General features: G+C 71.5%; 4 protein-coding genes. 2 read left to right on the forward strand and 2 right to left on the reverse strand.

Annotated elements, in window-relative coordinates; genetic code table 11:
• Positions 1 to 115: 115 nt before the first annotated feature.
• Together AC3XYG_RS18275 and AC3XYG_RS18280 are read right to left on the reverse strand one after the other, a co-directional pair.
• The gene (locus tag AC3XYG_RS18275; RefSeq protein WP_489141282.1) at positions 116 to 355 is read right to left on the reverse strand and encodes a hypothetical protein; all 240 of its coding nucleotides are present in this window, start codon (positions 353 to 355) and stop codon (positions 116 to 118) included.
• 111 nt (positions 356 to 466) lie between these two features.
• The gene (locus AC3XYG_RS18280; RefSeq protein WP_489141285.1) at positions 467 to 934 is read right to left on the reverse strand and encodes a nucleoside deaminase; all 468 of its coding nucleotides are present in this window, start codon (positions 932 to 934) and stop codon (positions 467 to 469) included.
• Positions 935 to 1036: 102 nt separating this feature from the next.
• Here AC3XYG_RS18280 and AC3XYG_RS18285 point away from each other — a divergent pair, with 102 nt between their 5' ends.
• Together AC3XYG_RS18285 and rsmD are read left to right on the forward strand one after the other, a co-directional pair.
• Entirely contained in the window at positions 1037 to 2089 is a 1053-nt protein-coding gene (locus AC3XYG_RS18285; RefSeq protein ID WP_489141283.1) for a pseudouridine synthase, read from the forward strand.
• Complete coding sequence (rsmD, locus tag AC3XYG_RS18290) at positions 2058 to 2621, forward strand: 16S rRNA (guanine(966)-N(2))-methyltransferase RsmD (RefSeq protein WP_489141284.1); 564 nt, start codon at positions 2058 to 2060, stop codon at positions 2619 to 2621. The genes AC3XYG_RS18285 and rsmD overlap by 32 nt, the downstream gene beginning before the upstream one ends.
• Positions 2622 to 2703 lie beyond the last annotated feature (82 nt).

Genomic DNA, 2703 nt, shown 5'->3' on the forward strand with positions numbered 1-2703 from the left:
CCTCGATCATAACCGGCAGACAATCAGCCGCCATTCCGCCTGCGGTCTGTGGCCGTGAGGTGACGGACCGGGCGCCTTTGCAGCAATCCTGTGGCGGGATCCCTTCGCCCGCCCGCTATTCCGGGTTGAAACTCGCCAGGATCACGCCGTCGCGGAGGCCGTCCCGGGCCTCGCCGATCAGTTCCACCTTCACCTCCTGCGGTGAACACCAGCTGCCCTGACTGAAGCGCCAGGACATGGGCATCCGGTTCGGGTGGATCCGGCGGGCCGCATCCTCGGTCTCGGCCGCGACGATGGCGGAGTCGTAGGTGTCGGTCTCGTCGTTCACGTCCTGGGAGATTTTCCACAGCTTCATCGGACGGCCTCGGCAAGCCGGGTGCAGGCGATCCTGCGGATACGCTAAGGCCCGGTCGGCTTGCCGCGCCGGGACCGGCCAGACGATACGAGGCACAGCCCGGATTGAAAGTTAGCGTTTTGTAAACGTCGCCCCCGCCTGCGCCCGCCGCGCCCGGAAAAAGGCCCGCAACAGCTCGCCCGCCTCGGCGCCATGCGGCGGCGCCTGCTCCACCTGCGGCCGATGGTGGCAGGTCTTCTGTTCGAAGAAACGGGGGCCGTGCAACACCGCGCCGCCCTTCGGGTCGGTGGCTGCGAACACCAGGCGGCGCAGCCGGGCGAAGGAGATCGCGCCGGCGCACAGCGCGCAGGGTTCGAGCGTGACATAGAGGTCGCAATCCGGCAGCCGCGGCCGGCCACGCAGCCGCCCGGCCTCGCGGATCGCCAGCACCTCGGCATGGGCGGTCGGGTCCGCCAGCTCCTCCACCCGATTGCCGGCCCGGGCCAGCACGGCGCCGGTCGCGGCCTCGACCAGCACCGCGCCGACCGGCACCTCACCGCGCGCAGCCGCAGCCGCTGCCTCGTCCAGGGCGAGGCGCATGTAGCTGTCGGTCAGGTTCGAGTCGGGCGGTTCCACGGGCACGGGTCAGATCCCAGTGTTTCGCGCTAACCCTGGCCGCAGGCTTCGCGCTAAACAAGAGCGATGAGCAAGACCGATCACAAGACCACCGCCGTGACGGCGAAGGGCCCCGCGAAAGCCGGGGGCGCCCCGAAGCCGGCCACGAACACGACGCTGACCCTCACGAAACAGGCCCCCGCGAGAAAGGCCGCAGGCCCGAAGCCGGCGCCGAAGCCGAAGGGCACCTTCAAGGATGGGGCTGAGAAGGACGGCGAGCGCGTCGCCAAGGTCCTGGCCCGCGCCGGCATGTGCTCGCGCCGCGAGGCCGAGCGCTGGATCGCCGAGGGCCGCGTCGCCATCGACGGCAAGATCCTGGACACCCCCGCCGTGGTGGTGCCGCCCGGCGCCATCCTGAGCGTCGACGGCGTGCCGGTGCCGGAGCCGGAGCGCACCCGGCTGTGGCGCTATCACAAGCCGGCCGGGCTGGTGACCACCCGGTCCGACCCGCAGGGGCGCCAGACCGTGTTCGACAACCTGCCGGAGGATCTGCCGCGCGTGGTGTCGATCGGCCGGCTGGATCTCAACAGCGAAGGCCTGCTGCTGCTGACCAATGACGGCGAGCTGTCGCGCCGGCTGGAGCTGCCGTCGACCGGCTGGCCGCGGCGCTACCGCGTGCGCGTCCACGGCACGCCGGATCCGGCCAGGCTGGCCGAACTGGCCAAGGGCATCACCGTCTCCGGCGTCCATTACGGCCCGATCGAGGCGGAGCTGGACAAGGTGCAGGGCGCCAATGCCTGGCTGACCATCACCCTGCGCGAGGGCAAGAACCGCGAGGTCCGCAAGGTGATGGAGGCGATCAACCTGAACGTGAACCGGCTGATCCGCATCGCCTACGGCCCGTTCCAGCTGGGCATCCTGGAGAAGGGCCAGGCCGAGGAGATCAAGGCCTCGGTGCTGCGCGACCAGCTCGGCCGCTGGATGGAAAACCGCGACGAGGAGCCGCCGAAGCCGAAGCCGGCGGCCAAGTCCGCCACCGGCCACAAGCCTGCCGGCAATTCCAATCCCGCCGGCGGCCCCAAGCCCCCTGCCGCTCCTGCCCCTCGCAATGCCGCTGCGCCTCGTCGCCGGCCGGCATAGGGGCCGCGCCCTCGCCGCACCACCGGACCGCGCCACCCGCCCGACCAGCGAGCGGGTGCGCGAGGCGGTGTTCAACATCCTGGCCCATGCCGGATACGGGCCGGACGACGGCGACGCCGTGACCGATGCGGTTGTGCTGGACGCCTTCGCCGGCACCGGGGCGCTGGCCTTCGAGGCGCTGTCGCGCGGCGCCGCCGAGGCCTGGCTGTTCGACAGCTCCGCCACAGCCCTGGGCTTCGCCCGCAAGAATGCCGAGACGCTGGGCGAGACCGCGCGCGCCCATCTGCTGCGCGCCGACGCGCTGAAGCCGCCGCCGGCCAAGACCCGGGCGACGCTGCTGTTCCTGGACCCGCCCTATGCCAAGGGGCTGATCGGCCCGGCGATCGCGGCGCTGTCCGCCGCCGGATGGCTGGCGCCCGGCTGCCTGGTGGTGGCCGAGACCGCGGCCGACGAGCCCGCCGTGCCGGGGCTCGACCTGCTGGACGAGCGCCGCTACGGCATCGCCCGCATCGGCTTCGGCCGGGTGGCCTGAGCGCGCAGCAACTGTCTTCAGCCTGGGATCCGCCAGCCTTCCTCACAACTGTCATGCCCGGACTTGATCCGGGCATCCAGAG

It is taken from the genome of Inquilinus sp. (genome assembly GCF_057815775.1).